Here is a 2339-nt window from a genome sequence, read left to right on the forward strand (position 1 = left end):
CAGCGCATTGCGCTGCCCCGGTTCGGGTAGGTATGGATCAGTTACCCTGAACGGCCTGACGCACTGCGATGATGCCCTTGTAGGCGTCATGGGTGATCGGCATGAACCCGGAGGTTTCGCCCGCAGCCATGTTGTAAGCGCATTGTTCGTCCTGGGCATGCAGCCCGTTCAGGAACTGCGTCACCTCGGTTTTTACCTGCTCGGGGAGCGCGCGGCGCAACACGATCGGACCTTCCGGGATGATTTCAGATTTCCAGATCTCGACAAGGTCGTTCATGTCGACAAGACCCGAGTCGGAAGCCTTGCGCAGCGCGCCGGAATTATACCCGTCGAGCCAGTCACCCTGACCGTCGGCCCATGTCACACCTGCATCGACATCGCCGTTTGCAACAGCGACGATCGTTTGCTCGTGGCCACCAACAAAGCGGACCTCACCAAAGTAATCGCCCGATTCCATGGTGGCACCCACTGCTTGCGGGATTTCGACCGACGGGATCAGGAAGCCTGAAGTGGAGTTGGGATCACCAAAGGCGAAAACTTTGCCTTCCATGTCATCGAGCGACGCGATGCCGCTGTCAGCGCGTGCAAAGCCGATAGAGTGATACCCGTAAGAGCCGTCGAGGTTGGTCTTGACCAGAACGACGTCAACAGCTTCGGGATCGGTCATATAGGTTTTTGCATAGGCAGAAGCACCCAGCCAAGCCATATCGATCGTGCCGCCCAGCAAGCCCTGGATCACACCGTCATAGTCGGCGGGCGTGAAGATACGTGTCTCAACGCCAAGCAGGTCTTCGACATAAGCGCGTACGCACTCGTTGGAATTCATGCGGTCTTGTGCATTTTCACCGCCAAGAATACCGATGCGGAATTCAGTGATTTCTTGTGCGAATGCGCCATTGCTCAGGGCTGTAGTGGCGGCAAGCGCCATTGCGAGGGTCTTTTTCATCGTTTTCTCCATTGGGTTTGATGAAGGTGGCCCGCGCCGATCACGCGGGGTAAACTGGCTCAGACGTAGGCCTCTGCTTCGCGGACTTCTGGCCTGTCCAGTGTTTCGATTTCGGTAGAAGTGGCTGCCTCGGAAAAATCCGCGCCTGCCCCGTAAATGTCGCGCGCCACGCCCGTGGTCAGTTGCGCGGGCGTGCCGTCAAAGACAATCCGGCCATCCCGCATACCGATCACGCGGTCACAGTAACGACGTGCCGTATCAAGCGTGTGAAGGTTGGCGATCACCATGCGTCCGTCTTCCTCGTGAATGGTACGCAGCGATTGCATCACCACCTGCGCATTCATTGGATCAAGAGAAGCAATCGGTTCATCCGCCAGAATGATCTTGGGGTCTTGCATCAAGGCGCGGGCAATCGCCACACGCTGTTGTTGACCGCCCGACAATGCCTCGGCACGTTTTGGCGCCTGCTCGGCAATGCCCAGTCGATCAAGTATTTCAATCGCTCTGTGGATATCGGCCTGCGGATACAGGTTGAATAGCGTCGTAAAGGTTGACCGTTTGTTCAGTGTCCCATGCAGGACATTCGAGACCACATCCATGCGCGGGACGAGGTTGAACTGCTGAAAGATCATCGCGCATCGCGATTGCCAATCCCGCTTGGCAGCGCCGCGAAGGCCGGTAATATCTTCGCCCTCAAATGTGATCGTGCCGGAGGTCGCATCGCTCAGGCGATTGACCATCCGCAACAGCGTAGATTTACCTGCGCCGGATCGACCGATGATCCCGATCATTGCGGGTTTGTTGACGGAGATATTGGCCGCATCCACAGCCGTCTTGTCTCCGAAGCGCTTGGTTAGCGTATCGATGTGTAGCATATCGCCCCCATGTTTGAGAGGCGGATACGGGACAAAAGCAACAGCGCTGTGAAGGTTATGAATCAGTTACCTGACAATTGCGCAACAGATCTGTGACACTGCGCCGGTGACCTGGTTCTTTGCGATGCGCACCCATGCGCGACGGATTCAGAATATTTTTATCCACAGGATGTCATAAAGCTGTTACATTCAAACCCAGAGCAATTGGTTTTCGGATTATGAACCTTCGCACCTTTCTTTTCTGCGTCTACGTGACGCTCCCAGCTGTCGCGCAGGCACAGATGTCAGATGTAAGCTGTGATGATACCGCTCGCATGACCGAGACGCTGAAACAGGTTATCGGAGCCGAGCGTAAAGGCATGGGCTGGCGCGACCCGGATACGATACTTGAAGTTTGGGTTACCGCACGGAATGGCAACTGGGTGGTTGTTCAGAATTACGCCAATGGGACATCCTGTATCGTCGCGATGGGTGAGCATTGGGAAGGCGCGCTCGCAAACCCTGCCTAACCCACATGT

Annotated in this window: 3 protein-coding genes; 1 reads left to right on the plus strand and 2 read right to left on the minus strand. The window is 56.0% G+C overall.

What is annotated here, in order from left to right; genetic code table 11:
- Window positions 1-37: 37 nt before the first annotated feature.
- Together phnD and phnC are read right to left on the minus strand one after the other, a co-directional pair.
- Entirely contained in the window at window positions 38-946 is a 909-nt protein-coding gene (gene phnD / locus VGP75_RS17460) for a phosphonate ABC transporter substrate-binding protein (protein WP_327544869.1), read from the minus strand.
- Between the two features lie 59 nt (window positions 947-1005).
- Window positions 1006-1821, minus strand: coding sequence for a phosphonate ABC transporter ATP-binding protein (gene phnC / locus VGP75_RS17465; RefSeq protein ID WP_327544870.1), 816 nt, complete (start codon window positions 1819-1821; stop codon window positions 1006-1008).
- A 218-nt stretch (window positions 1822-2039) separates the two neighbouring features.
- Here phnC and VGP75_RS17470 point away from each other — a divergent pair, with 218 nt between their 5' ends.
- Window positions 2040-2330: a hypothetical protein gene (locus VGP75_RS17470; RefSeq protein WP_327544871.1), complete on the plus strand. Its 291-nt coding sequence runs from the start codon at window positions 2040-2042 to the stop codon at window positions 2328-2330.
- Window positions 2331-2339 lie beyond the last annotated feature (9 nt).

This window comes from Yoonia sp. (assembly GCF_036007805.1).
GTDB lineage: Bacteria > Pseudomonadota > Alphaproteobacteria > Rhodobacterales > Rhodobacteraceae > Yoonia.

Excerpts from the sequence above, each read along its gene's own strand:
- phnD (WP_327544869.1), bottom strand. The coding sequence starts at position 946 with ATGAAAAAGACCCTCGCAATGGCGCTTGCCGCCACTACAGCCCTGAGC.
- phnC (WP_327544870.1), bottom strand. The coding sequence starts at position 1,821 with ATGCTACACATCGATACGCTAACCAAGCGCTTCGGAGACAAGACGGCT.
- VGP75_RS17470 (WP_327544871.1), top strand. The coding sequence starts at position 2,040 with ATGAACCTTCGCACCTTTCTTTTCTGCGTCTACGTGACGCTCCCAGCT.